Origin of the sequence: Candidatus Pelagibacter communis (assembly GCF_001180105.1) — a bacterium.
Taxonomy (GTDB): domain Bacteria; phylum Pseudomonadota; class Alphaproteobacteria; order Pelagibacterales; family Pelagibacteraceae; genus Pelagibacter; species Pelagibacter ubique_K.
On record NZ_CVSO01000049.1, the window covers coordinates 1 to 965 of the forward strand.

Consider the following 965-nt stretch of genomic DNA (forward strand, 5'->3'; position numbering starts at 1 on the left):
TTTCAAAAAACTATCATATAAACACTCTTCTTTTAGTCTATCCACATCTATGATATACTTACTTTGAGTTCGGTAAATAACCTCGTAATTAGCTGTAATAAGCCCTTCATCATCACAAAGTGATTCTTTAATTTCATTATCAATTTCTTCTACCTCTTCCTTTAGCATTTTTATTTCTTCCAACAGTTGTTCCCTATAACTTAATTTAATATCTATATCTCTTAAAAAGGACATGGTTCTTCCGCCATTTCTTTAAAAATTTCATCATAACATTTTAAACAAAAAGTTCTATTTTCAGTTAAAACTACAGCATCATCACCTACATAAATATCCTCACCGCAGTTATAGCAATGGCAATATAAAACATTTACGCCATCATCTATATCCTCATCAACAGACATACTTGTTTTTTTATAACAATCTTCGCAAAATGCGTTTCCAGCAAAATTAAAGCATTCCTCACCCACTTGAATTTCTGACCCGCAGCTAACGCAATAATAAGCTACCTCATACTCATTAGGGTCCTCTAACATATAATCATAAACATCATTGTCAAACATAATTATTCCTCCTCTGTTATTGGTAAAAACTCAGATGGTTTAATATCATATTTCTTAATAATACTTTCAAATCTTTCTTCAAAACGTAAACCCTGCTTTACAGAAGCCATAAAAATTCTCTTTAAACGTTTACTTTTGTATGCTTCTATGCTAATTGCCAAAAAAAGATCTTGAGCTTCTTTAACATATTCAGAACGCTCTCTTAAAAAATCCATATCATTGTCAACGTACATAATTACAACATCCTCCTTAATTTTAAATATTATTTTTGAATAAAAACAGGATATATTAGTTCAATAACTTCTTTACTCTCAGCTTCACTTAAAGGACAAATAATTAATATTTCTTCTATAACCTCATTTATCTCAGCTTCAGTAGCATATCTTTTGCCTATCAATACATGAA

3 protein-coding genes are annotated in these 965 nt (G+C 29.7%); all 3 read right to left on the reverse strand.

Translation table 11 applies throughout. The annotated features are described in order from the left end of the window. The coding region (locus AMN84_RS03580) for a hypothetical protein (RefSeq protein ID WP_143755540.1) at window positions 1-234 on the reverse strand (234 nt) is incomplete at its 3' end. Then, window positions 222-560, reverse strand: coding sequence for a hypothetical protein (locus AMN84_RS03585; protein ID WP_075483457.1), 339 nt, complete (start codon window positions 558-560; stop codon window positions 222-224). The genes AMN84_RS03580 and AMN84_RS03585, both read right to left, overlap by 13 nt. Window positions 561-562: 2 nt before the next feature. Continuing rightward, window positions 563-793 (reverse strand): hypothetical protein, encoded by a 231-nt coding sequence (locus AMN84_RS03590; protein WP_075483459.1) that lies wholly within the window; start codon window positions 791-793, stop codon window positions 563-565. Window positions 794-965: the final 172 nt, after the last annotated feature.